We start from the raw sequence: 24,815 nt of genomic DNA on the forward strand, positions 1-24,815 counted from the left end.
CAAAACAATGAAAAGAAGAAAGTTTTTAAAGAATTTAGGGTTTGCAGCAGGGGCACCGATTGCCTTTCAAGGCATTCCGATTCAAGTTCTAGCAGGACAGCAGCGATTTCAAAAACTCGCTGCTCAAAGTTCCAATGACAATGTGCTCATCATGTTACAAATGCACGGTGGAAATGACGGTCTAAATACAGTCATCCCCATCGAGAATTACAGCCAATATTACAGCCGCCGTCCCAACATCGCCATTCCTTACAAATCTGGCAATCGAACTCTCATTCCACTGGACAGTACAGTACCATCTGCAGATCAAGTAGGGCTACACCCTGACATGGAACACTTCAAGGACCTCTATGACAAAGGAAAAGCAGCCGTTTTTCAAGGAGTTTCTTATGAAAACAACAATGGGTCACACTTCAGAGGTCGTGACATTCAACTCATGGGAGGAGGCTCTGACGATTATTTCTCCTCAGGGTGGATCGGACGCTATCTCAACCATGAATATGCACCCGCCTCGTACCCAGAAGAATTTCCAAATGGAGAAATGCCCGATCCTTTGGCTCTTGAAATTGGCAATGACGTCTCCCTACTCTTTCATCAGGAGGGAAACATCCCTACCTCGATTTCCTTACCAGGCAATCCACAGGGATTCGCCGATCTAGTCGAAAACCTAGAAGGGTACACCGATGAGGGGCTGGACCCGAGAGGAACCCCACCAGAATTTTTGAACCCGAGTCGCTACGGCAAAGAGATGGACTGGTTGCTCAGCCTAGAAGACAAATCGGAGACCTACATCAAACGTCTCGCAGAAATCTACCAACCAACCAAAGAAAGCTCAGTCAGCTACCCCGAAAAATACCCCTTTGGTGATTCAAAAAACAGACTAAGTGATCAACTTAGACTCATCGCACGGTTGCTCAGCGGCGGCATCAAAACCAAAGTATTCCTGGTCAAAATCGGTGGATTCGACACACATGCCGAACAAACAACCTCCTACGACCCGACACTTGGGCTGCACTCCGCCTTGCTCTATCACATCAGTTCGGCCATGAGTGCTTTTGATGCCGACTTGAGAAGCCGCGGCTTGTCCGAGCGAGTACTGACTGTAACCATGTCGGAGTTTGGCCGACGCATTGCATCCAATGGGTCTTATGGCACAGACCATGGCACTGGAGGCCCTGTCATGATGTTTGGTGCAGGAGTCAATGCAGGCATCTACGGAACCAACCCCGACCTGAGTAAAAACAACGTTGACATGCAATTCGATTACCGTCAGTTGTACGCCAACTTACTCCATGAATGGATGGGAGTAGACCAGTCAGTCATTCAAAACGATATTTTCTATGGTGATTTCATCAGTGGCCCAAGTCATGCTGGCGGCAACTACGAACCGCTTGACTTGATCAAAGAGGTAATCACCAGCACCGACAGTTATGTCAAAAGTAAATTCCAAATCGAGTCCATCTATCCAAACCCTGCCACCAACTACGTGCAAGCAAGTGTCATGGTCAATGATCATCAAGTAGTCACTTTTGAACTCATCGACTCGACAGGTCGTGTAGTGAGTGCTACCCGACGCGATATTGCGCCAGGCAAACACACTGTATCTTTCCAATTGAAAGACATGCTACCTGGATTCTATTTTATCAAAGCCAAATCACCAAAACTCAATGATACGAAACGCCTTCTTGTTCGCAAGTAAAATCAGTCTCATCACCGTACTACTACTCTCCTGTCAATCACTGATCGCGCAGAGAAATATGAAGCCAAGACTCCCTGGATCTGAATACCAAAACTTCCTCAAAACCCAATGGTGGCTTGGTCTCAAAGCAGGCATGAACTATACCCAACCCAACCCTCAATCACGCTACTCCTCAATCGTACCCATCAACTACGACGCAGATCTGTTGGAAAAAACCTATGAAAGCCTCAGTCAACCAGGCGTGATGATCGGACTAGATTTATCCTTCTATCACAAGGGGTTTTCTGTGGCCTTGACTCCAGTCTTCAAACAAATAGGCTATGACTATCAGAGTGACTTAGAATGGACTGGCGATACAGCAGAGGAAACTTTCCTTACAACCTACAAAGTCAATCAGATCGCAAGCTTCATCGAAATCCCGCTTTCGCTGCGCTACGAACTCCTCAAACAAGGAAAACTAAGACCTTACATTATGGCTGGGATTCAATATTCATTTGCGATTGGTGCACAAAAAGAGACACAAATCACACACACGGACTACATCACAGGGACAGCACAATCCTATGACGGTGGCACAGTATCCATCGACACAAAAGACGACTTTCAAAACTACTACGGTGCTTTAGGGGGTATTGGCTTTGGTTGGGATGTAGGTAATATTCGTACTGTCCTAGAAGTCGCCTACTCTTATGGGCTCAGTTCGATCACAGACACCAACCAACGCTACAACGACAATGAACTGGTCACACTCGGAGAAATCAACGACGAAACCAAAATCAACGGTATCAACGCTTCATTGAGTGTCATATTCCCATTGAGATACATTGACAACACCTTCTCTTCTCGATAAACACATGAAAAACTTAATCTATATACTGAGTCTAGTACTCATACTTACCGGGTGCAAAGACGACGACATTGATCCTTCTACATCCTTCACCAAAATCTACGACAGCTTCAGAAGTGACCAAAGCTATTACCCAATAGATCTGGTCGAAACCGAAACGGGCTTTCTGGTGTTGACTCGTCAATCCTTAAACAATTCTACTGACATTCGCGATTACTCTGGCGTACAGATAGTCGAACTCGATGAGACGGGAGCATTTTTGGACGAGCTATCATTCAATGTGGACGAATACAACTCTCCTATAGATGGTTTCATCACCATCGGTACGACTCACTACTTTGTCATGATGGACAACAACCAGCGAGCACAACTTGTGAGTATAGAAAACAGTCTAGGCTCACTCAACATCACTCCACTATCCAATGGACTGACATGGCCTCTCGCCCTCTCTCTCAACTCCAACGACCAGCTCATCCTGCTGAGCTTTGACGGTTCAGATAATACTATCATCAGTCTTGTCAATCCAGATGGTACTGCGGCCCAAAATGCGGCCTATTCGATTGGGACCAACCTGGATATTGCAGCCGTTATTTTCAATCATTTCTCTGACCCAGAACGCTACAGTCTACCCTTCTTTTGTGGGCAAATAGATGACAACACGTACTATTTCAACGGCATCTATGACCATACTCTTTCCCTTGTATTTACAGCATTCGGTTCGGACCCAACGGGTGTATCTCAAGGGCAAGGCACTAACGGTGGGCTCACAGCTCTCATGCCGCTAAGCAATGGAAACTTCTCCATCTTTGGTTACCAGTACAACGACAACTTCATTCAGGCTAACCAAGCGATTCCCACGCAGGAAATCACATCTAGTATTGACTTCATGAAGGTTCCCTTTTCCGAGTACAAGTCCAGAACTCCTGCGTGCATCATCCCATATGAGCTAGAGGACATCACCTACTCGATTATTGCTGCGGAAACACAATCCCGCCAAATTGCCCTCAATGTATTCGACACGAATAGTTCAGAATCTGTGGGTGTCCTTAGGATAGGCAACATCAACCCATACACACTGTCTTCTATCAAAGTAGACGAAGAAAACAACTTGCTTGTCTTAGGTACAACACTCGTATCAGGGAGATTTCCACGTATGTTTTTCAAGAAAATCTCTCTGAAAGAAATGGAAGACTTGATCCAATAGTCTGCGACATCCTCGAATTTTAATCCCCCGTACTTGGTCTCTTTGGGGTTCAAGCGTGGGGGATTTGTTATTCTTGTAGTATGAAAAACATCAGCATATTGGGGTGCGGATGGCTGGGACTACCTCTTGCTCGCCATTTTATCAAAAAAGGATATCAGGTCAAAGGCAGTACTACAACGCCAACGAAAATGAATGTACTATCCGACCTAGGAATCCTTCCCTATTTGCTCGCAAGAGAAAGTGTAGAAGCGAACCTTGGTGATTTCTTTGATACAGACCTCCTCATCCTCAATACCCCTCCCCGCAACACCTCCGAAGACCCAAGCTCCCATCACAGATTCATAAGCTCCATCGTGTCTCAAATACAACCCAACCACACCAAAACCATCTACACCAGCTCTACAGCCGTCTACCCTAGCCTAAACAGAGACGTCTCCGAGTCCGATGCAGTCTCGTCTAGCAGGAGTCGTGGAGGAGTCAAACTCCTCGAAATCGAAGACCTCATCGCACAAAACAACAACACGACCATCTTGCGTTTCGGGGGGCTATATGGCCCTGGGAGACATCCGGGAAGATTCCTCTCGGGCAAAACTGTACACGGCAAAAACAACCCCGTCAATATGATCCACCTCGACGACTGTATAGGTGTAATCCAAAGCATCATCGACTGCCAACTCTGGAACGAACGCTTCAACGCCTGCTCCCCCCAACACCCTACCAAAGAAACGTTTTACACACAAGCCTGCAGGGAACTTGATCTACCAGCCCCCCTATTCACTGACAAGCCTACAGACTACAAACGCATCGACTCTAGCAAACTACTCCAAGCCACGAGCTACGTATTCCAACATGGGTTGCAATAGAAATTCTTGTAGCTTTGAGCCACCACTAGTCCACTATCCACATGGCCAACAAATCCATACCTCAAATAGAACGTGTACTCCTCTACTACACCCAAGCCTTGGGGCACGACTACAACGCCTACCGCAATCACGTCTACCGCATCTACCACTTGACTCTACTGCTCTGTCCCTCGGAACTCAACAAAGCCCAAGAAGAAGCACTTGCTATCGCAGCGGTCTTTCACGATTTGGGGATTTGGACGCATCACAGCATGGATTATCTATCCCCGAGTGCAGAATCTGCCGTGAGGCATCTAGAAGAAACTGGACGTACTCACCTCTCTGATCTCTGTCGTCAACTCATTATCCATCACCACAAGATTTCTCCATACCAAGGGGATCATTCGGATTTGACAGAAGCCTTTCGACAAGCGGACTTTATGGATTTGACCTTTGGGGTGACCCGCCACGGCTTACCCATCTCTCGATACCAACACCTCAAAGAATCCTTCCCATTTTTAGGTTTTCAGAAACTCATTGCAAAAAAAATATTACGCCATGCATTCCGTCATCCCATGCATCCATTTCCCATGTTGAAGCGCTAAATTTGAACTTCATCATTCACCCTAAATTATATGCCCCTAAAAACCATCGCTTTTGATGCCGACGATACCCTCTGGCACAACGAAGGCCTATTTCGTGAGGCGGAGAGCGAATTTTGTCAACTGCTGGAAGACTACATGCCCCAACACAGCAGTGTCAAAGAACTCTATCGCATCGAACTCCAAAACATGAGCCTCTACGGCTATGGGATCAAAGGATTCATGCTGTCAATGATCGAGAGTGCCATCGAGATCTCTGCACGCACAGTCAATGTCACTGATATCGAACAAATCCTACGGATCGGTAAAGAACTCTTGCAAAAACCTGTCGTACTCCTCGACAATGTAGAGCCTGTACTCTCTTCTCTTCATGAGAAATATCGGCTCGTATTGGTGACCAAAGGAGACCTACTAGACCAACAGCGCAAACTCCAACAATCTGGTCTTGAGAAGTACTTTCATCACATAGAAATCGTGTCAGAGAAAAAAGAAGAAGATTATCAGCGTGTAATGGGGCATTTGGACCTCAACCCAACCGAATTTGCGATGATTGGCAATTCGCTCAAATCAGACATTCTACCCGTCTTGAACCTCGGAGGGCATGCCTTCCATATCCCCTACCATATCACTTGGGAACACGAAAAGGTAGACCGAAAAATCGAACATCCCCAACTGATCCAACTGTCCCAAATCAGCGAACTATCACAATACTTATAGCCCTACCATGTCCAAAAATATACAGGAAGAATTGAAATTGCAGGTCCAACTACTCCACCAAGAAAAGGAAGAAGACCTCCGTCAATACCGTATCAAAATGGCCAGCACATCCCTGAAAGAGCGTAGAAAATCAGGCGTATGCTGGTACCCTGTTGACCTCAACAAAACCCGTTTTGATGCAGGCGAACGACTCATTGTCAAGGTATCTCGCCAACCCGAGCATACAGAAGCTCACCTCTTTCAGTCTGGCAAACTCATCAGTCTGTTTTCTAATACCTCTGGAGATAGCCATCACGAAGATGCTGTATCTGGTGTAGTCAACTCTGTCACCAAGATGGACATGCACATCACGCTCAATGTCGACGAAGTACCGCAATGGGTACATCACGGTCAACTTGGCATTCAACTGCTCTTTGATGAGAATGCTTATCGCGAAATGGAAAAAGCACTGTTGAAAGTAATCAAATCCAAAAATGGCCGAATAGACGTACTCAAAGATGTGATCCTAGGAACAAGAGCTGCCTCGTTTGACAATCAAGATGTAATCCGAGACATCGGTCTCAATGACAGCCAAAATGCCGCGATGCACCTCGTGCACAATGCACAAGATGTAGCCATCATCCATGGCCCGCCTGGCACGGGCAAAACCACTACCTTGGTACATACCATCGTCGAGACACTCAAAAAAGAAAGACAAGTACTCGTCTGTGCCCCAAGCAATGCCGCAGTAGACCTACTCGCCGAACGACTAGGTCAGCAAAATATCCAAGTGCTCCGTGTCGGACACCCCGCACGCGTACACGAAGATATCCTCAGCAAAACCATGGATGCAAAAATCGCCAATCATCCAGATTTCAAAAGCCTCAAAGACCTCCGCAAACAGGCAGAAGAATACTTTAAACTCGCCAGCAAATACAAACGTAATTTTGGGCATGCTGAAAAAGTACAACGTCGCGCCATCAAATCAGAGGCTCTCAAACTAAAAGATGACGCCAACAACCTCGAGTATTACATCATCAATGACATAGTCGCCAAGACACAAGTCATCGCCTGTACCCTTGTAGGCTCGACCAATACTTACATCAAAGGCATGAACTTCGGGACAGTCTTCATCGATGAGGCAGCCCAAGCCATGGAAGCGGCCACTTGGATCCCTATCCTCCGCGCACAACGCGTGATCTTCGCCGGTGACCACTGCCAGCTACCTCCCACCATCAAGTCCTACAAGGCAGCCAAAAAAGGCCTGGAAGTCACTCTTTTCGAAAAGGCCATCCAACGCAACCAAGCCGATGTGATGCTCTCTATCCAATACCGGATGAACGAACAAATCATGAATTTCAGCAGCCGGATGTTTTACAAAAACAATCTCGAAGCAGATCCGATGGTGAAGCGTTGGAAAGTCTTCGCAGAAGATACCGTGGTGGAGTTCATCGATACCGCAGGCTGTGCCTTCTACGAAGCAGTCGACAAAGAAACCCGTAGTTCGTACAATGCCGAAGAAGCAGATATCCTCATGAAGCATCTGATCGAGTACCTCGCAAATCTAGATACCATGGAACGCCAAGATGACCTCCAAAGCGTCGGTGTGATCTCACCCTACAAAGCACAAACCGCGCTGCTCTCCGAAAAGCTTCTTGAAAATGGGCTAGAAGAACACACCATGAAAAAAATACAAATCAACACAGTAGATTCGTTCCAAGGACAAGAAAGAGACGTAATCTACATCAGCCTTGTTCGCTCCAATGACAAAGGCGAAATTGGTTTTCTCAAGGACACCCGCCGCATGAACGTAGCACTCACTCGTGCACGAAAAAAACTAGTCGTCATCGGAGACAGTGCCACCATCGGACAGCACAGTTTCTATGAGAAGTTCCTCGACTACATCCACGAAATAGAAGCCTACCGTAGTGCTTACGAATTGATGTATTGAGCCTCAACACACCCTTTCCCACAGAAGATTCCCTATCTTGTACAACAAATAATATGCACATCAAGACTAACTGACATAACATGAAACATCTTGTATCCTTCCTCACTTTCCAGCTATTGGCCTTCTTAGCCTTGGCCCAAGCCCCAGCTGATTTCAAAAGCATTGAAGATTACAAAACAGCTGAACCCACTGTTTTGGAAACGGCCAATTTCATCTTGGACACACCCGCAGATCTAGACGAACTGAAAAGGCTGAATTCTTTTCAATACATTCTCAAATGGATGGAAGGAACTCCAGATTATACCTTTTCGATCGAATCGGAAGCCATGCAACTGACCGATGGCAAAACCGAATTGCTAACCGTCTATTTGTCAGCCATGACCAAGGCCGTACTCGATAGTTCCAGCCCTCTCACCAACGAGCAGGTACAAGCCAAAGCCAAAGAGTACACCGTACAATATTGCGCAAAAGAAGAAAACCACATCAAGCCCTCCAAGGCCATCAAGAAAATATTGAAAAGTCAAAAAAGCTGAATCACATGGTATGTGCAAGTAAATGGAGGAGGCTGGCAAACCTTGTCATTGATAGCGCATTGTGTATCGTGGTATCATTCCTTCTACTTCTCGGCCTGATGCTATGGGATGTTTCGTTGGGATTCTCCCTTCCTTCATCTCCTACGAAGTACTGTTCCAGTTGTCCCCTTTTGTGGTTCACTTCCTTTACTACTTCGTCATGGAATCCACCACGTACCGAACCATCGGAAAATACTGCACCGGCACACGTGTAGTAACCACTGATGGCAGTCGGCCTAGTACCAGTCAATTGCTCAGGCGCACTATCATCCGGACGGTCCCCATAGAGTGCCTTTCCTTTATTTATGACCAAAGTGGACATCACGACATCCTATCCGACACCAGGGCCATCACCACTAGATCAACCCGATGATTTGAGAAGCTCGTCATTGAGCATGACCTTAGAAGATTTGAGAAAGCGGGAATACCAATACCCAGAATCCTTGACAATACGTTTTTGGGTCTCAAAATCATTGTACACGATACCAAACCGCGGCTCATAGCCTTCGGCCCACTCGAAGTTGTCCATCAATGACCAAATAAAATAGCCATCAACTTTCACCCCACTTCTTTTGGCCTTGAGCACTTCGCAGATGTAGGACTGAAGGAATTTGACTCGCTTAGGATCTTTGACATGTCCATTTTCTAGTTGATCATCAAACGCCACCCCATTTTCAGTCACAAGGATGGACTTGACCTTGTCATAGGCATTGAACTTTTTGAGCATTTTGTATATTCCCTTTGGGTAAACTTCCCACCCCATAGTCGTCAATTCCACATCGCGCTCTTCGGCTTTGACAATCTGCCCTTGTAGATACGGCATGTACCAATTGTGCCGTACGACCTCTCGGGTATAATTTTGTAACCCCACAAAATCAAAATCAAAGACCATATTCTGTTCATCGTCTGCTTTGAGGTAATCCTCTACACGGCGTGCAATCGGCAAATCCTCGACCGGATAGCCTAAGCCCAGCGCTGGCTCTATGAATAGACGGTTGAGCAATGCATCAAAGCGCTTGGCAGCCTTGACATCCTTAGGCTCAGGACTCGCTGGATCGATATGCGAGCAAGAGAAAGTCGTCCCAATATTGGCCTCAGGCTGCAAATCACGAATAATACGCCCCCCAAGACTCTGACACAATGTAGCGTGGTGCATGGCTGGTACAAAATTCTTAATCCCCTTGATCCCTGGAGCATGATAGCCCAAAAAGTATCCCGCACCCGTAAATACCATCGGTTCGTTGAGTACCATCCAGTTTTTGACCCGATCCCCAAACAATTTGACACAAGTCGAAACATAGTCTTCAAACCACCCCAACACCTCGCGGTTGACCCAGCCACCTTTCTTTTGCAAGGCCAACGGCAAATCCCAATGATACAAGGTCACCCAAGGTGTGATCTCCTTGTCCAGACATTCGTCAATGAGACGATTGTAGTAGTCCACTCCGTCTTGATTGATATACCCAATTCCATCTGGCATGATCCGCGACCAAGCGATCGAAAATCGATAATTGGGAATATTCAGCGACTGTATCAACCCCACATCTTCACTATAGTTGTGGTAGTGATTGCAAGCATGGTTCCCGGTCGTGTGATCTTGTATCTTTCCCTTTTGCGACACAAAATGATCCCATACTGACGGGCCCTTGCCATCTACATCGTGTGCTCCCTCGATTTGATAGGCCGCAGTGCTCACTCCCCAATGAAAATCAGGGCCAAAATCGTCTTTAGTAAAAATCATTTATGAAAGGAATTTTAATCTTGGAAAGGAAATGAAAGTCTTCTTCTTCAACTCAACTTCTGGAGCTGAAATATGCTCTTGGAGCACCTTGTCTATGATAAACTGCGTCTGCTCTGGAAAATACACCGGCACTTCTTTGCCATAGTCTACCCATTCTTGTACGAGTTTGATTTTCTTTTTGCTCAATTTTTTGAGCACAGGCACTCCCAGCTCTTTGAGACTTTCTGCATTGAAATGCTGCTCATACTGTCTACGCATAGGGACGACCAGTAGCTTTTTGGTCAAGTACAAAGCCTCTGCTGGAGTTTCGAACCCTGCTCCACACAGTACACCTGCACTGGCTGCCATGCTCTGTACGAACTTGATCCCATCGATGGGTTGAATACTCACATTGTCCTTGGTATAGCTCGATATCGTGTGCTTCGAAAATACCTCCCACTGAACATTCTTGACTTTCGACAGCACCTTGATCAGCTTCTTGTCTCCATAAGCTGGCAAATACACTGTATAATGTCCACTGTCTGTGATCTCCTGATTCCTGATGTCGTTTCGAATGATGGGGGTAAAAATCTTGTTGTCGTACTTTCTAAAATGAAAACTGTAATAATCGTCCGCCGGCGCATAGTTTTTCAATATCTGAGAGCCAAACCAATCTGCATGATCAGGTTTAGGGACAAGTTTAGATCTCAAGGCACTTTGATGGCTGAGCGCAATGCATTTCACACCTTTGACCCGACAGGCCCATGCCGACACAGGCTCAAAATCATTGATCACCAGATCATAATCCTGTACCGGACAAGACTTAATGTCCTTCATCAATCGACGCACACTGGCTTTTTTGAATGTCTCGATGATGTCCACTCCACCCTTTTCACCAAAGATGAAACTCAAACCATCGTATCTGTACTTGACAGGGAAAGGCAACTTCAAATCAGCCTGTATTCCGCTGATCAGTACATCTACGGTCACCCGTTTGCTCAATGCAGGGATCACATCCATTGCTCTACTGAGGTGTCCGTTTCCTGTTCCTTGTATGGCGTACAATATTTTCATCCTAGGTATCGTTCTGCTTAATTTTTCAACATTTCTTGGAGCATTTTGCCGTAGAGTTCTTTCGGAGTACGCCCTGACAAGTCAGTATGCTCGTCATCCTCTTCTACCTCTCCTTTGTCTTTGCTTTTCAGATCCGGAAAATCCTCGTCCTTGAAGTGAAAAATCGACCACTCCTTGTTGTTGTATTCTAGTGCGGTCAGGTTTTCAATCCAATCTCCCGAGTTGAGGTAGGTCACAGACCCATGAGCGGATACATATTCTTTCATCTCTGGATGATGGATGTGTCCACATACCACATACTTGTATCCATTGTCTGCAGCGATCTCAGTAGCGGTCTGCTCAAATTGATTGATATACTTCACAGCACTCTTGACACTATTTTTAACCTTCTTGGACAGAGAGATTCGACCTCTACCGACCAGTTCGCTGAAGAAATTAAATACTTGATTGATCATAATGAGTGAATCGTACCCAATCGCACCGAGTTGTGCCACCCATCGCGAATGCTGCATGGTCACATCAAACACATCCCCATGAAAGACCCACGCTTTCTGCCCCTCCAATTCTAAAACCATCTTATTTTGCAGCTCAAAAGTCCCTACCGAAAACCCCTCAAACTTGCGCAACATCTCGTCGTGATTGCCTGTGATATAGGTCACCTTGATCCCCTTGGTGATCCACTTGAATATCTGACTCACGACCTTCATATGGCTCTTTGGCCAATACCGTTTGCTAAACTGCCATATATCGATAATATCCCCATTGAGAATCACCTCTTTGGGTGCTACACTTTTCAGATAAGCAAGGAGTTCTTTCGCTCGACACCCATAGGTCCCTAAATGAATGTCTGACAAGACCAATATATCGACACTCCTTTTATCCCCCTTTTTCATCTAGTTGGACTTTAGAGGCGAACGGAGTGGTCCGATAAACTGTGCGACCAATGAAAACAAAACTTGCTGAATGGCTCGAATAATATGGATAAACCTGCTTCTCTTAGAATAAGTATGTCTATCTCGGATGGGGCGATCTGAACGGTATGATTCCATGCTTGTTTTTTACAAAAGTGCTGCATGGATATTACTAGGTGGTTTTCCTACAATTATTTTTGTATTAATACCCTGACGCCCGTATTAAACAAAACCCTTCGTCATGTGTTATTTGATAACATTAAATAACACATGACTTAAACTACTAAGATCAAGACGATCTCCGAATCATCAATAAAATGACATAAGCGATCAAAGTACCAATAGCCCCTGCTCCTACCGAAAACAATACCGAACCGATCACATACTGCTGCAACTGATCGTACACTGAATCCAATGTCAAGCGGGTAAAATCCGAAAACTGTACAGGATCAGATACAAAAGGCGCTCCACAGAGAAAACTGATAAAAATCAGAAAAGGTAAAAATGGCGGAATGCTGATATTGGAAAAAAACAATACCACAAGGCGGTTGAGTTTGAAAAGACTCGCAATCCCAAAAGCAATCAGCATCTGAAAACCCCACACAGGAAAAATCCCAAAAAACAGCCCCAAGCCCACCGAAAAAGCCATCTTACCCGGATTATCCTTATTCTTTCTAAACTCCTGCTTGATTTTTTCCCATGATTTTTTGAAAGAGAAACGCATCACTATAAGCCTCGGAAGAAAAAACAACAAGGCCAACGTCACCAAGAAGGTATTCAATACACTGATGCGCGCAAAATCTCTCACCATTCTAAAATGTGTAATCCGGTCTTCATCATAAGTCACATGAATCGGCACAGATACAAAGGGCACATTGGACCAGGCCAGTCGGACGATGACTTCTATTTCAAATTCAAACTTAGAAGTAATCCAGCGCTTTCGACTAATTGGTCCGAGCGGATATGCTCGGAATCCTGTCTGAGTATCAGGCAAGGATATACCCGTCTCAGCCCAAAACCAAAAATTGGAGAATTTGTTGCCAAAGCTACTTTTGCCAGGCACTCCCTCTTGCTCCATATTGCGAGACCCCATGACTACCGCCCCAGGGTTTGCTTCGATAGCCTCTAGTAGCGCAGGGATATCATCTGCATCATGCTGTCCGTCTGAATCTATCGTGATCGCATACTCATAGCCTAGCTCGATGGCTCGCTCAAAGCCATGCCGCAGTGCTACCCCTTTGCCCTGATTGACGACATGAGTATAGACTTCATAGTTTGGAAAATCCTTGAGTACAGAAACGGTATCATCCGTTGCACCGTCATTGATGACGATGACGTTCGTCGTATATCTAGCTACTTTTTCTAAAACCGCACGTATTTTCGCTCCATTGTTGTACGTAGGTATCAATACGCAATAGTGGAGCTGAGATTTCTCAATAGACATGAAACGTCGCTTGTTGTTTGAACACAATGGAATCGTCCCCTGCTGCTCGCAAACTGGCCTTTACTTTCAACCCATCATCTGAGTCCGTCACACTGAAACGCATCACCATCTCGGGAGTAGCCCGTGGGTCGATCATCCCCAAAAACTTAATATTAGCTGCAGTGCTCAAGCGCAATTTCTGTTGGGTGGCCAATTCCAATGCCCTCCTCAACACCTCCATCGTCACTACACCAGGCAACACAGGATGCTGAGGAAAATGCCCATCGAACACATCATGCGTCGCATCGATCGTCAATGGCACTACATATTCGTCCTCCTCACGTCGAAGGTCCCCAAAGGTGATAAGGTCATGGAAATTATTCATAGGCTATCGGGTAAACTGAGTCCTATCGGTCAGTGTATTGAGTTTGTGATTGCTAAAATAAATAGAACGGTAATCTTCTGGTGTTTCTTGAAACACCAATTCCTTCAAAAGCAACGATTGGACATCAAAAACCAAACGTACCTCTCTGAACATTCGTTTCATTGCCTTCTGCTTGGGAAGCAGCGTAATCTTAGCATCTCCATCGACAAGTTCAATTTCATTCTCAAAATCATCACTCTTCAAAATAGAACCATCCATTGTTTCGAGTAAAAACTTCTTAAACCCAATGATCTGAGGGCTGTTGCTCGGTATTTTTTTCGTCCCATGTACATCGGACTTGTAAGCTTCATCCTCTGTAATCACAAAAGAATAGGCCTCAGGAACTACCTGCTCCCATTTCATGGCACTAGGTTTCATGAAATAAAAACTACCACTGGCCTTCATTTCTTCATCGAGAAAGGAAAGTACCTGCACCTGATCAAAAGAGCTCACTATGGAAGTAGTCTCCGCATTGAACTCCTCCAACCGTTGCAAAAACTGCTCGACACTCTCCTCCTGCCCTACTACTGCGGTGCTCCACAGACAGGCCCATACTATCATCAATCTATACATTCTATTCCTTTTTATTTTTGGGCAACAGTCCAAATTTCATACCCTTTTCGCGCACCCCATCAATCAACAGTGGCAAAGCCTCACACGTAGCATCTACTCGCTCATGCAGCAGTACAATCGCACCGTTATCGATACGGCCTACAAGCTGTTTGACCCTGTCGTCATTCAAAGCCACCGCCGTATCATAGGTTCGCACAGACCAACCGACCGTTTTCAATTTATTTTCGTTGATTACTTGTGCTATACTGGGATTGGTCACTCCAAATGGAGGTCTAAAATACAACTCCTCTTCCCCTGTCAGGTCCGACAAATAGCGCTGTGCTTTCATAATATCACGAGACAGATTTTTCCCTAGTTTAAAGCCAAAACCATGGTTGTGTGCATACGTGTGCCCGCCTATCGCATGCCCTTCATCGATGATGCGCTGTGTGATTTCGGGATATGCCTGGATGTTTTTCCCTATTAGAAAGAACATCGCCTTCACTCCTTTTTCTTGCAGTACGTCTAGTACAAGGGGGGTATTGGCAGGATGTGGGCCATCATCAAAAGTCAGCATGACTGCATCATTCGGCAAGCGATGTATGGCAGACACGAAAAAATCGGCTCGAATCATCATCGACATCCCAAACATCAAGGACATAAACATTCCCAACAACACACACATCGCAAGCAAGACATACTCAGTACTCAACCAAAAAGGCAGACTGATCTCTACACATACAAACACCAACAATGTGAGCCCAAACTTAGACACGCCTCAAGATCATGATACTGCTAAATTCCCTATCGCTCACGTTGATCACTGCAGCATAATCCCCAACCGACGCTTGTGCCCGTAGGGCATCATACGCCAAATGAAAACCCAATGCAGAACTACTAAAATACCTACCCACCACATCGGTATATACGACATGCGACCATGACAATTCCTGATTCAAAGTTTCATTGTAGCCTACGTATCTTTCTATTGCCACAGATTCATGAAGCCCATATTCCTCGAGGACGGCACGATACTGAGATTCCAACTCACCTGTGTCTACCATACGGACACTCACGATTTCAACATCCGTTTTCTCCTCAGTCAACACAAAGAATGAACATCCCTCGGACAATTGAGACTTAATTTCTTTGGGCCACAGCATCCGATCTGCCAGTTCTTCTACGGTATCTATTTTCTCGTCGACAGCTCCGAGTAGTACCGATGTATCTCCCTCGTGCAGACGCAGCTTGGCGTCCATCAATGCATACTCAAACGACAAGCCCTTTTGGATGTGCGTCATGTTATAGCTCTGATTTTTATGAAGCAAGGCTATTTGACCTGAGACTGCATTGTGTCCGGACTGGATAAATGCCGTTGGAGGAATCAAACTATCTTCTTCTGCGAGGATCGAAGTTTTGAGGAATTTTTCTGTATCTGCTAGACAACCTAGTCCTGACCCTACGATGATCGAACTCGTCTTTTCCAGATTGGCTTTGGTCATGGCAGCTTGACTACTCGCCAAAGACATTTTCATCAATTTGGATGCCCGGCGTATCATCGCAGGAGTGATGTATTCTCGGTAGCTCGGCTCGATCAGCGATCTTTCAATGACCCCTTCTGAGAGTTGATCGTTTAGGTTTTCACCCAAAAATCCATCCAAGCAAGAAATCGACACTGCTGACTTGACAAATACTTTTTTCATACTTTAGAAAATATCAATGAGGTACTGTTGCCTCCAAACCCAAAAGAATTAGACATGACCGTCTGTATCTCCTTTTTGCGGTATGCAACAACTGGAGTTCGCTCACTCGCGACCATCTTGTTCTTCCAATTGAGCGTTGGGAACACACAGCCGTGCATGAGGCTCAATATCGAATAGACCGCTTCGATCCCACCAGCCGCTGCTAGGGTATGCCCTGTATGAGCTTTGGTCGAACTAAAATCCAACTCTACCCCTTCGAACACACGATCAATAGCACTCAATTCCGAATCGTCGTTGTTGCGTGTCGCTGTGCCATGAGCATTGAGATAGTCGATATCCTGGGGGCGCAAATCTGCCAATTCGAGTGCTTCCAGCATCGCCAATGCAGCTCCATCCCCAGCAGGAGAAGTCCCTGTCTGGTGGTAGGCATCATTGGTATTGGCCCAACCTTGGCATAATCCCAATTTCTTATGCCCGGATACTTTTATACTTTTTTCGTTTTCCAACAGCAGAAACCCTGCTCCTTCACCGAGATTCAATCCGACGCGACCTTCGTCAAATGGACGACAGTGCTCCTTGTCATAAATCATCAATGAGCCAAATCCATCCACAGTAAAATCCGTCAGTGCATCTGTACCACCTACCAGCACACGATCTAGTATGCCAGCCTGAATCATCCGTGCACCTAGCATGATGGCATTGGCTGCCGAAGAGCATGCCGTAGAGATAGTATTGACGTATTCTTTGATACCAAACTGACTGTTGACTAGGTGTGTGACAGTCCCCAAGTCATGGGTCATCAACTGCTGAATTTGTGACGCATCGTCTTCCAAATATAGCGAAGCAAAATATCGCTCACTCAGATCCATTCCTCCTGTCGTAGTGCCGTTGATGAGCCCTGTTTTCAACATAGAATCGACCACTGAGTCTCCCCAAGCTTCGCGACTCGCTAGCATGGCCAGCAATGCCGTACGAGGCACTTGAGACTCCAGCTCAAGCCCCAAAATATTCTTAAGTTCTACATCTGACTTTTTGAGACGGCCTTTGAGCGCAGACCCCTTGCGGGTCTCACAACTCTCGATACCTGTAGTACCTGTCTGCAGGGCACGGAGGTTTGCCTCCACACCTATGCCCAAGGCTGACACTACACCGATCCCTGTCACGTATACATTCATCAGGCTTGATTCTCTTCGATGTATTTGGCTAGGCTATTGATAGAATGAAAAATCTCCTTGGCTTCCTCTGGGTTGCCTACTTTGAGATTATAACTATTGTCCAGAATCACAATGATTTCGAGAGCATCAATCGAATCCAACCCTAACCCTTCTCCAAACAAAGGGGCATCGTCTTTGATCTCCTCAGGAGTCACCTCTTCCAGATTCAACTGCTCTATTAACTTTTCTTTCAGTTCTAATTTTAAATCCATATGCTAAAATATTATTCCTTTTCTACAAGGTACAATTGTAACTCAAACTCCTCCTGCAGGACTTCCACCCAGCCACCGATTACAGCCTTGGCTTTGTTTTGGGCAAACCACACTTGATTGGTTTTCATCCACTGCTCTAGGTCAAAACAATCCTTCAACAAAAACAGGTTTTCCCCGTACCATTTGTTGCGAATGGCTATTTCGCCCAACACAATATTAGGCAATGTATATACAAAATTGGCGGGGCTAGCGGCTTTTCCTTCATTGATATTTTGCTGATGTGCCCAGTCAGTATCAAGGCTCGCAGATGCATTTTGAAAATGCAATGCCAAGTCGTCTTCGCCAAAGCGGGACAAATCCATTTTAGAGCGAACCATCTCTACTCCTAACACACCCATTTTGGACAGGTTGTCCATTTTGTGAAATTTAGGATAATCTAATTTCAGCCATTTGTACATCGCCGATAGCCGTCCCTTCAGGGTACCGTCATGTGCAGGTTCAGGCTGTGATTGACCGTCGATTTGCCAATCGTCCTTGGTCCAACTGATGTATATTTTCTGTACTCCCATCACATTTTTTGAATGATCGCTGCAGCATTGCACCCTCCAAATCCCGAAGTTGTCTTGAGCAGCATATCTATGGCCATTTCCGTATGATCTAGTACCACATTGATTTTTTCTGTCGTACCTGGCTCTTCACAACCCAAACTTTTCAGCATCACCCCCACATCCATTGCATGCATAGACACTACCAATTCAAGAAGACCCGCTGCCCCTAGTGTATGTCCAAAGTACCCCTTCATACTCTGTACAGGTTTGTTGGCCAAGCCACTTCTGTGGAAAGCGATGGATTCCATGTCATCGTTGTAGCGAGTAGCAGTTCCATGAGCAGAAACTGCATCGATTTCTTCTGGCATCACTCCCGACTGTTTGCATGCCTTTTGGATTGCGCGATACAAACCTTCACCCGTTCGTGATGGGCCCGATATATGATTGGCATCATTGGCCGTCGCTCCACCCAAAACTCTTTTTGGTTGTCCTGCAAAAAGAGTCGATTGCCTAGACACTACAGCACTCACTACAGCCTCTCCCAATGAAAGCCCCGTTCGATGGGCATCAAAAGGCTTGCAAGCCTCATCACTCAATGCCATGAAAGATTCAAAACCTTTGCAGGTGAACTCCGAAAATACATCGCCTCCTAGCACCAGCACATGGTCATAAGTCTCCGTCTCCACATAATCATGTGCCATCACTACACCGAGCAAACCCGAAATACAAGCATTGGATACGACCTCTACATCCAGAGGTACTGACAGATGCTGGGCCACCACTTCAGCAACATGCTGTGGTCGCACCTCTTTGCTCAGCCCAGTTGCCAAACGATCGATATCACCTTTGGTCGTACAAAAGATCAAAAGCCATTTCCCAGTCATCTCTTTGATTTGAGACATACTTTGCTGGCAAGTTTGCACGGCCAAAGACTCCAACTTCGTAAGCCCATCCCTATGCATGATATCCGTCATGACTCCCACAGGGACATTCAAAGGAGCAAAACTCACCTCGCTGTGAACCTTCAGAGAAGATTCTCCCTTGTGCATCGCCTCAAAATTCTTGGCGACTGTGTCTCCAAGTGGAGAAATGATATTTGCAGCTCCTATGTAACTCATCCCTCTATCCAATCAACCTGGTTCATCCACTCGGTATAAAACTCCGGATAGGACAATTCTAATTCTTTGTTTTCCGCATGCAAAAACACCTGTTCAGTACGCCCTTTGCAACTAATTCGATCTGTTTCCAGGTTCCATACCTCGTACTCATGGATGAGTTTGGCGGATCTGCTTTTAATCAAGCGGCAGGTGATTCGAATGTTCTCCCCAAAAGTGATCGGAGACTTGTAGTCAATCGCTACTTTGACGATCGGCACAAAAAATCCGTGCGACGCAATATTCATATAGGACATGCCGCAGCACTCTCCAAGTCTCTCACGGCCGTCTTCAAAATACTTGAGATAGTTGCCGTGCCAAACGACACCCATCGCGTCCACTTCCGAAAACCTTGCTCTCACCGATATACTCTCTTCGATATATTCCATCACCCTTGTTGGATCATAATTTTCATTTCACAGTGGGCCAAAGGCTGACCATCCTCCTCACTACTGCCTGAGATGATCATGATCCCCATCACGTCATTTTTGATCGTCACGGTAGTACGAATTTTACTACCCACCTTGGGGCGCTGTACTATTGAGACTTTGCTGACCGCACCGATAAATCCCAAAGGAACTGGTATTTGCTGCTGGTGACACTCATACCCAGCTTTGGCAGCTACTGTCTGAGCAATATTCTCAATCAACCCGGATTCAGTCATCTCTCCCTCATACACAAACATATTGTCCTCCCTCACCTCTAGCTGAGAGATCACTTCCACATCTGTACACGTCAAGAGTTCATCGATCATGACGATAGGAGCTTTCTGAGGGATATATTCAGTGATTCGGTCTCGGTTGATTAGTGCTTTCATGAATGATGAAAAAAGTTATAATAATTGAACCAATGGTCAGGAATCTCCCTTACCTTCTGCTCCAAAGCAGCTGCAAAATGCTGTGCAATTTCTTCAGGTTTCTTTCGGTCGACTTCTGGCACATGTGCAGTGAAATGATAATTAAATTTGCTTTGTTTGTGAGCAAATACAAAGGCGAAAGGAGCTTTTAATTTGGAGACAAGCTGAAAAGGTCCCGAAGGAAACAATGCTTTTTGGTCAAAAAAATCAAGATCATAAGTCGGCGCACCAGTCATGAATCGATCAGCATGCATACACAAGATCTCTCCTCGCTTCAACACTTCATAAATCTTTATCAAGTGGCCAAGCCCTTCTCCTTGCACAATCACCTCATAACTCTGCGCTCCTTGTCTAGACAAAAACTCTTTGATTTTTTCGTGCTCATTGTCATACATAAGTATGTTGATCTTACGATCAAATGAATTGAGCAATTGGCCAGCGATATCCCAATTGCCATAATGCCCCGAAATGAGGATGAGCCCCTTTCCTTCGTTGGCCATACTGAGCAAGTCTTCTTCACCCTGCTGAGTATAGCTAAATAGCTTCTTTTTGCCTGCGGCAAAAGCAATTTTGTCAAGAAGTGAGTGGGCAAGTTCGGAGAAATTTCTACGAATGACTGGCAAGGACTCTTTTCGCGAAAGCTTCAGTGTCTTAGCGTAGAAATCAACAAGGGCCTCTTTGGGCCCTGCAGAAAACAAGAAATAATAATAAGAAACGACTTTCAACAACAAGTAAGCCGCATGAATATTCGAAAATTTAAGTGTCCATACAATGATTTGATAACCCAGTAGGCTACCCTTCGTACGTCCAGTCCATTTCGTCATTAGGCATGCTCGTGCTTGTTGACTATAAAGTCGTAAAAATCGTTGAGCGTACTGATAGATTTAAAATCCTCACCTGTCACTTTGAATCCGAAGTGACTTTCGATCACCACGACCAAATCGACATAGTCTAAGCTATCCAAATCGAGGGTTTCGTGCAAAACACCGTTAGGATCAAGAGTATCAACCTCCACTTCAAACTCCTCCGCCAAAAAACCATTTACAGTTTCTACTACTTCTTCTCTACTCATACTTCTTAATAATAAGGGTTGAATTCGTCCCTCCAAAACCAAAGGAATTAGAGGCAATTGTGTTTAAGTTAGCATTTTTTGATTCTGCAATAATATTAAGATTTCGGGAAACTTCATCGGGATTCTCAAAATTGATATTTGGAGCTATGAACCCGTTGCGCATCATAATCATACAATAAACGATCTCACTAGCTCCTGCCATCCAGCACTCATGTCCTGTCATAGATTTGGTAGAGCTCACCGGAGTCTTCCCTCCAAACACATCAAAAATAGCCTGTGCCTCAAACATATCTCCTTTTGGTGTCGAGGTGGCATGTGCATTGACATAGTCGATTTCTTTGGCGCTAATATCGGCCATCTTGAGTGCTCGCGATATGGAGTCTACCTGTCCCTCCGTATTTGGGTTGGAGATATGATCCCCGTTGGAAGAGAAGCCGTACCCCGTCACCTCTCCCAAAATCGTCGCTCCTCTACGCTGTGCTGATTCCAAAGACTCAAGCACCACGGTCGCAGCACCTCCACTTGTGATCAATCCATCACGGTCTTTATCAAATGGTCGTGAGGACTTGGCGGGTTCATCTTCGCGCATCGAAAAAACGCCCAAGCCATCAAAACTCCCAAAAGCGTACAAATTAACCTCTTGAGCTCCTCCACAAATAATCATGTCCTCAAGACCCGACTTGATCAGGTGATACCCCACGCCAATCGCATGCGAACCCGAAGCGCAGGCCGCACTGATGGTAAAGTTGACTCCTCTCAACTTAAAAATAGTCGCCAGGTTCATATTAACTGTACTATTCATCGACTGAAAGATCGATCCAGACCCCACAAGCATGGTGTCTTTCTTGGCACGAATCGTATCCACAGCCTCTGTCACTGCCCCAGCAGTCGAGTCATTACCAAACAAAATCCCTGCTCGATTGTTGTCTAAATAGTCTTGGGTAATGCCTGCCATTTCCAATGCTTCTTTGGTAGAAACATAAGCGTATCTAGCTTCTTCGGACATCCCCAGCCTCGCTCTACGGGACAAGTCCTTTTTCAGGTCAGGCTCCTCTATGATTCCTGTCAAGCAAGACCGATAACCAAACGGCTTTCGTTCCATATCCAACCCAATCCCACTTCTCCCTTCCTTAAGAGATTCGGTCACCTCCGCTACGTTTTTTCCTATACAAGAATAAATTCCATATCCACTGATCACCACTCTCATCTCTCTATGAATAAATCCCTCCGTTTATATTGATTACTTCACCTGTGATGTATGCTGCCTTGTCTGAAGCCAAAAACGACACCAAATCGGCCACTTCTTGTGCTTTGCCAAATCGATTCATCGGCACCATTTGCTTCATCTCGTCCTCATTGAGATCTTGAGTCATGTCGCTAGTGATGAATCCTGGCGCTACTGCATTGACGGTTATTTTTCTCTTGGCGACCTCTTGTGCCAGTGCTTTGGTTGCGGCAATCATACCCCCTTTGGCTGCTGAATAGTTCACCTGCCCAGGCACACCTTTCAACCCTGACAGAGATGCCATATTGATGATACGTCCTGATCTGTTTCGCACGAAGTGCTGCAACAAATGTCTTGTCACGTTGTACATCCCTTTGAGACTGGTCTGTACTACGTCATCAAAATCCTGCTCTTCCATAAACACCATGAGATTATCTCTGGTGATCCCAGCATTGTTGACCAAAATTTCGATTTTCGATTCCTTATTGTCCGCAAGCCACTTGCTCAAGCACTTCTCCACTTCATCGTGGTTCTGCACCTGAAACTTCAAGAGTTCAGCTGTCCCGCCATTCTCTTCAATCTTTCTTTTGGTTTCGTTGGCCGCTGCATCATTTGAGGCGTAGTTGATAATCACATGTACCCCCAAGTCTGCCGCCAAAGTCACTGCGACAGCACTACCTATACCTCTGGATGCACCAGTCACTAATGCGCACTTTCTCAAAATAAGTCCTTTTCTGTATTTAATAATTTCTTCTTGAGTTCCTCTTGATGAGTCTTCAATGAGATATCCTCCTTCAACGTAGGAACTTCCTCACGTACAAAATTGTAAAAACTTCTAGTCGCAGAAGACTTTAGATCAATTTTATTGGTCAAATCCAACGCCTGAGCAATCGATATCATCAAAATCGTCAACACTTCGAACGAATTGTCGATCACTTTTTGTGTCATGACCGCCGCATTTGTCCCCATGCTCACGATATCTTGGTTGTCTCCATTGTTGGGGATACTATGTACATAGACAGGGTTGGACAAAGTCTGGTTTTCAGCTGTCGTAGATACCGCCGTAAACTGCATCCCTTGTAGCCCAAAATTGAACCCTAGCTTCTCCATGTTCAAGAAAGGAGGAAATATCTGATTCAACTTAGAATTCATCAAGAAGTTGACCTGACGCTCCATAAGCATAGTCAATTTGGTAATGGCGATTTTGAGTTTGTCCATCTCTAGAGCAATATAGTCGCCATGAAAATTCCCTCCATGATAGACATTTTGAGTATCCGTACAAATGATAGGATTATCATTGGCAGAGTTCACCTCATCTTCCACAATTCTTTTGCAACTCTCCCAAGTCTCCAAGACCGGACCTATGATCTGTGGCACGCATCGCAAAGAGTAATACTCTTGTACTTTCTCAGAAAAATACTCCTGACCCTTGATGTGTTCTTCATTGAACAAGTGCGCATTCCTTTCTTTCAACACACTGCCATCCTTGAGTAAATCACGCATGATACCAGCCACCTTCTGCTGCCCCTTGTGCAGTTTGGATGCATTGAGCTCCGAAGAAAACGAATCATCATACGATGAGGTCAGTTCATTCATGATCGACGATGTATGAATCGCCCACCCAATCAGTTTTTTGGCTTTGATCAAATTGACCGCTGCAATCCCTGACATACAAGAAGTGCCATTGATAGCTCCCAATCCGTCTCTGAGCATAAGTGCTGCTGGCTCGACCCCTGTAGACTCTAGAGCCACTGCCGTATCGACCACTTCTCCTTTGAAATAGACTTGCCCATGACCGATGAGCGTATGAGCTACGTGTGCCAACTGAACTAAATCACCACTGGCTCCCACCCCACCGTGTACGGGGATGCAAGAGATTATGTCGTTTTCGATGAACCGCTCCAAAGTCTCTAGATACTGAAGGCTCACTCCAGAAAATCCAAGTGCCAGCGTATTGAGTCGACAAATCATGATGATTCGTGCGTACTCTTCCTCGATGTATTGACCTGCGCCATTGCTATGGCTGTGAATCAAATTATACTGCAATTGCTCCAGTTTGTCATCGGATATGCGGTATTGTGCCATCGGCCCAAATCCAGTATTGATCCCGTAGATCACCTTATCCTTTGAAAAGTCCTTTAAAAAAAGGTACGATTTTTCAACTCTCGCCTTTTGATCTTCGTCCATTTGATAGCTTCCTGATCTATCAAATATCTCTTCTATTTTTTCAATTGTAAGACGTCCCAACTAACATATGTTTATTCCTAACAAAACGACATCAATATATCGCCAATTCACAAAACTAATTAATTAA

General features: G+C 45.4%; 28 protein-coding genes. 9 read left to right on the top strand and 19 right to left on the bottom strand.

Annotated features, from left to right (window positions below):
- The first annotated feature begins 7 nt into the window (after positions 1 to 7).
- From BFP72_RS12575 to BFP72_RS19455, 9 genes are all read left to right on the top strand, one after another.
- On the top strand, positions 8 to 1,699 hold the full coding sequence (locus tag BFP72_RS12575) for a DUF1501 domain-containing protein (protein WP_099599470.1): 1,692 nt from the start codon (positions 8 to 10) through the stop codon (positions 1,697 to 1,699).
- Positions 1,668 to 2,549, top strand: a complete 882-nt coding sequence (locus BFP72_RS12580) for a porin family protein (protein ID WP_099599471.1) — start codon at positions 1,668 to 1,670, stop codon at positions 2,547 to 2,549. The genes BFP72_RS12575 and BFP72_RS12580 overlap by 32 nt, the downstream gene beginning before the upstream one ends.
- Before the next feature lie 4 nt (positions 2,550 to 2,553).
- Positions 2,554 to 3,750 carry a hypothetical protein gene (locus BFP72_RS12585; protein ID WP_099599472.1) on the top strand — a complete coding sequence of 399 codons (1,197 nt, stop codon included), beginning with the start codon at positions 2,554 to 2,556 and terminating at the stop codon, positions 3,748 to 3,750.
- 80 nt (positions 3,751 to 3,830) lie between these two features.
- On the top strand, positions 3,831 to 4,613 hold the full coding sequence (locus BFP72_RS12590) for an SDR family oxidoreductase (protein ID WP_099599473.1): 783 nt from the start codon (positions 3,831 to 3,833) through the stop codon (positions 4,611 to 4,613).
- A gap of 41 nt (positions 4,614 to 4,654) precedes the next feature.
- Positions 4,655 to 5,197 (top strand): hypothetical protein, encoded by a 543-nt coding sequence (locus BFP72_RS12595; protein ID WP_099599474.1) that lies wholly within the window; start codon positions 4,655 to 4,657, stop codon positions 5,195 to 5,197.
- Positions 5,198 to 5,227: 30 nt separating this feature from the next.
- Positions 5,228 to 5,911 (top strand): HAD family hydrolase, encoded by a 684-nt coding sequence (locus BFP72_RS12600; RefSeq protein WP_099599475.1) that lies wholly within the window; start codon positions 5,228 to 5,230, stop codon positions 5,909 to 5,911.
- Between the two features lie 7 nt (positions 5,912 to 5,918).
- Positions 5,919 to 7,841, top strand: coding sequence for an AAA domain-containing protein (locus BFP72_RS12605; protein WP_099599476.1), 1,923 nt, complete (start codon positions 5,919 to 5,921; stop codon positions 7,839 to 7,841).
- Positions 7,842 to 7,921: 80 nt separating this feature from the next.
- On the top strand, positions 7,922 to 8,374 hold the full coding sequence (locus BFP72_RS12610; protein ID WP_143520058.1) for a hypothetical protein: 453 nt from the start codon (positions 7,922 to 7,924) through the stop codon (positions 8,372 to 8,374).
- A gap of 103 nt (positions 8,375 to 8,477) precedes the next feature.
- Positions 8,478 to 8,786, top strand: coding sequence for an RDD family protein (locus BFP72_RS19455; RefSeq protein ID WP_143520059.1), 309 nt, complete (start codon positions 8,478 to 8,480; stop codon positions 8,784 to 8,786).
- Here the strand turns inward: BFP72_RS19455 and BFP72_RS12620 are convergent.
- The 19 genes from BFP72_RS12620 to hutH form a co-directional block, all read right to left on the bottom strand.
- Complete coding sequence (locus BFP72_RS12620) at positions 8,775 to 10,154, bottom strand: GH1 family beta-glucosidase (RefSeq protein WP_099599479.1); 1,380 nt, start codon at positions 10,152 to 10,154, stop codon at positions 8,775 to 8,777. The two genes, BFP72_RS19455 and BFP72_RS12620, sit on opposite strands and share 12 nt — an antisense overlap.
- Positions 10,155 to 11,207: a glycosyltransferase family protein gene (locus BFP72_RS12625; protein ID WP_099599480.1), complete on the bottom strand. Its 1,053-nt coding sequence runs from the start codon at positions 11,205 to 11,207 to the stop codon at positions 10,155 to 10,157.
- A 17-nt stretch (positions 11,208 to 11,224) separates the two neighbouring features.
- Entirely contained in the window at positions 11,225 to 12,100 is an 876-nt protein-coding gene (locus BFP72_RS12630; protein WP_099599481.1) for a UDP-2,3-diacylglucosamine diphosphatase, read from the bottom strand.
- 307 nt (positions 12,101 to 12,407) lie between these two features.
- Positions 12,408 to 13,562 carry a DUF2062 domain-containing protein gene (locus tag BFP72_RS12635; protein WP_099599482.1) on the bottom strand — a complete coding sequence of 385 codons (1,155 nt, stop codon included), beginning with the start codon at positions 13,560 to 13,562 and terminating at the stop codon, positions 12,408 to 12,410.
- Complete coding sequence (locus BFP72_RS12640; protein ID WP_099599483.1) at positions 13,552 to 13,926, bottom strand: hypothetical protein; 375 nt, start codon at positions 13,924 to 13,926, stop codon at positions 13,552 to 13,554. The genes BFP72_RS12635 and BFP72_RS12640 overlap by 11 nt, the downstream gene beginning before the upstream one ends.
- Positions 13,927 to 13,929: 3 nt before the next feature.
- Positions 13,930 to 14,538: an outer membrane lipoprotein carrier protein LolA gene (locus tag BFP72_RS12645; RefSeq protein WP_099599484.1), complete on the bottom strand. Its 609-nt coding sequence runs from the start codon at positions 14,536 to 14,538 to the stop codon at positions 13,930 to 13,932.
- Position 14,539: 1 nt separating this feature from the next.
- Positions 14,540 to 15,292: a polysaccharide deacetylase family protein gene (locus BFP72_RS12650; RefSeq protein WP_099599485.1), complete on the bottom strand. Its 753-nt coding sequence runs from the start codon at positions 15,290 to 15,292 to the stop codon at positions 14,540 to 14,542.
- Positions 15,285 to 16,220 carry a beta-ketoacyl synthase chain length factor gene (locus BFP72_RS12655; protein WP_099599486.1) on the bottom strand — a complete coding sequence of 312 codons (936 nt, stop codon included), beginning with the start codon at positions 16,218 to 16,220 and terminating at the stop codon, positions 15,285 to 15,287. Before BFP72_RS12655 ends, BFP72_RS12650 begins: the two co-directional genes overlap by 8 nt.
- A complete protein-coding gene (locus BFP72_RS12660) occupies positions 16,217 to 17,395 on the bottom strand; it encodes a beta-ketoacyl synthase (RefSeq protein WP_099599487.1) in 1,179 nt (392 codons plus the stop codon). Before BFP72_RS12660 ends, BFP72_RS12655 begins: the two co-directional genes overlap by 4 nt.
- Positions 17,395 to 17,646 (bottom strand): phosphopantetheine-binding protein, encoded by a 252-nt coding sequence (locus tag BFP72_RS12665; RefSeq protein ID WP_099599488.1) that lies wholly within the window; start codon positions 17,644 to 17,646, stop codon positions 17,395 to 17,397. Before BFP72_RS12665 ends, BFP72_RS12660 begins: the two co-directional genes overlap by 1 nt.
- A gap of 11 nt (positions 17,647 to 17,657) precedes the next feature.
- Complete coding sequence (locus tag BFP72_RS12670; protein ID WP_143520060.1) at positions 17,658 to 18,215, bottom strand: 3-oxoacyl-ACP synthase; 558 nt, start codon at positions 18,213 to 18,215, stop codon at positions 17,658 to 17,660.
- Complete coding sequence (locus tag BFP72_RS12675; protein ID WP_099599490.1) at positions 18,215 to 19,312, bottom strand: beta-ketoacyl synthase N-terminal-like domain-containing protein; 1,098 nt, start codon at positions 19,310 to 19,312, stop codon at positions 18,215 to 18,217. The genes BFP72_RS12670 and BFP72_RS12675 overlap by 1 nt, the downstream gene beginning before the upstream one ends.
- Positions 19,309 to 19,737 (bottom strand): thioesterase family protein, encoded by a 429-nt coding sequence (locus BFP72_RS12680; protein ID WP_099600779.1) that lies wholly within the window; start codon positions 19,735 to 19,737, stop codon positions 19,309 to 19,311. The genes BFP72_RS12675 and BFP72_RS12680 overlap by 4 nt, the downstream gene beginning before the upstream one ends.
- Positions 19,737 to 20,165 carry a 3-hydroxyacyl-ACP dehydratase gene (locus BFP72_RS12685; protein WP_099599491.1) on the bottom strand — a complete coding sequence of 143 codons (429 nt, stop codon included), beginning with the start codon at positions 20,163 to 20,165 and terminating at the stop codon, positions 19,737 to 19,739. The genes BFP72_RS12680 and BFP72_RS12685 overlap by 1 nt, the downstream gene beginning before the upstream one ends.
- Positions 20,162 to 21,028: a lysophospholipid acyltransferase family protein gene (locus tag BFP72_RS12690; RefSeq protein ID WP_099599492.1), complete on the bottom strand. Its 867-nt coding sequence runs from the start codon at positions 21,026 to 21,028 to the stop codon at positions 20,162 to 20,164. The genes BFP72_RS12685 and BFP72_RS12690 overlap by 4 nt, the downstream gene beginning before the upstream one ends.
- Positions 21,028 to 21,276 (bottom strand): phosphopantetheine-binding protein, encoded by a 249-nt coding sequence (locus tag BFP72_RS12695; RefSeq protein WP_099599493.1) that lies wholly within the window; start codon positions 21,274 to 21,276, stop codon positions 21,028 to 21,030. Before BFP72_RS12695 ends, BFP72_RS12690 begins: the two co-directional genes overlap by 1 nt.
- On the bottom strand, positions 21,269 to 22,483 hold the full coding sequence (locus BFP72_RS12700; protein ID WP_099599494.1) for a beta-ketoacyl synthase: 1,215 nt from the start codon (positions 22,481 to 22,483) through the stop codon (positions 21,269 to 21,271). Before BFP72_RS12700 ends, BFP72_RS12695 begins: the two co-directional genes overlap by 8 nt.
- Before the next feature lie 4 nt (positions 22,484 to 22,487).
- Positions 22,488 to 23,222 carry a 3-oxoacyl-ACP reductase FabG gene (fabG, locus tag BFP72_RS12705; protein WP_099599495.1) on the bottom strand — a complete coding sequence of 245 codons (735 nt, stop codon included), beginning with the start codon at positions 23,220 to 23,222 and terminating at the stop codon, positions 22,488 to 22,490.
- Positions 23,219 to 24,748, bottom strand: coding sequence for a histidine ammonia-lyase (gene hutH, locus BFP72_RS12710; protein ID WP_099599496.1), 1,530 nt, complete (start codon positions 24,746 to 24,748; stop codon positions 23,219 to 23,221). Before hutH ends, fabG begins: the two co-directional genes overlap by 4 nt.
- Between the last annotated feature and the right edge of the window lie 67 nt (positions 24,749 to 24,815).

Source organism: Reichenbachiella sp. 5M10, from assembly GCF_002742335.1.
Classification (GTDB): domain Bacteria; phylum Bacteroidota; class Bacteroidia; order Cytophagales; family Cyclobacteriaceae; genus Reichenbachiella.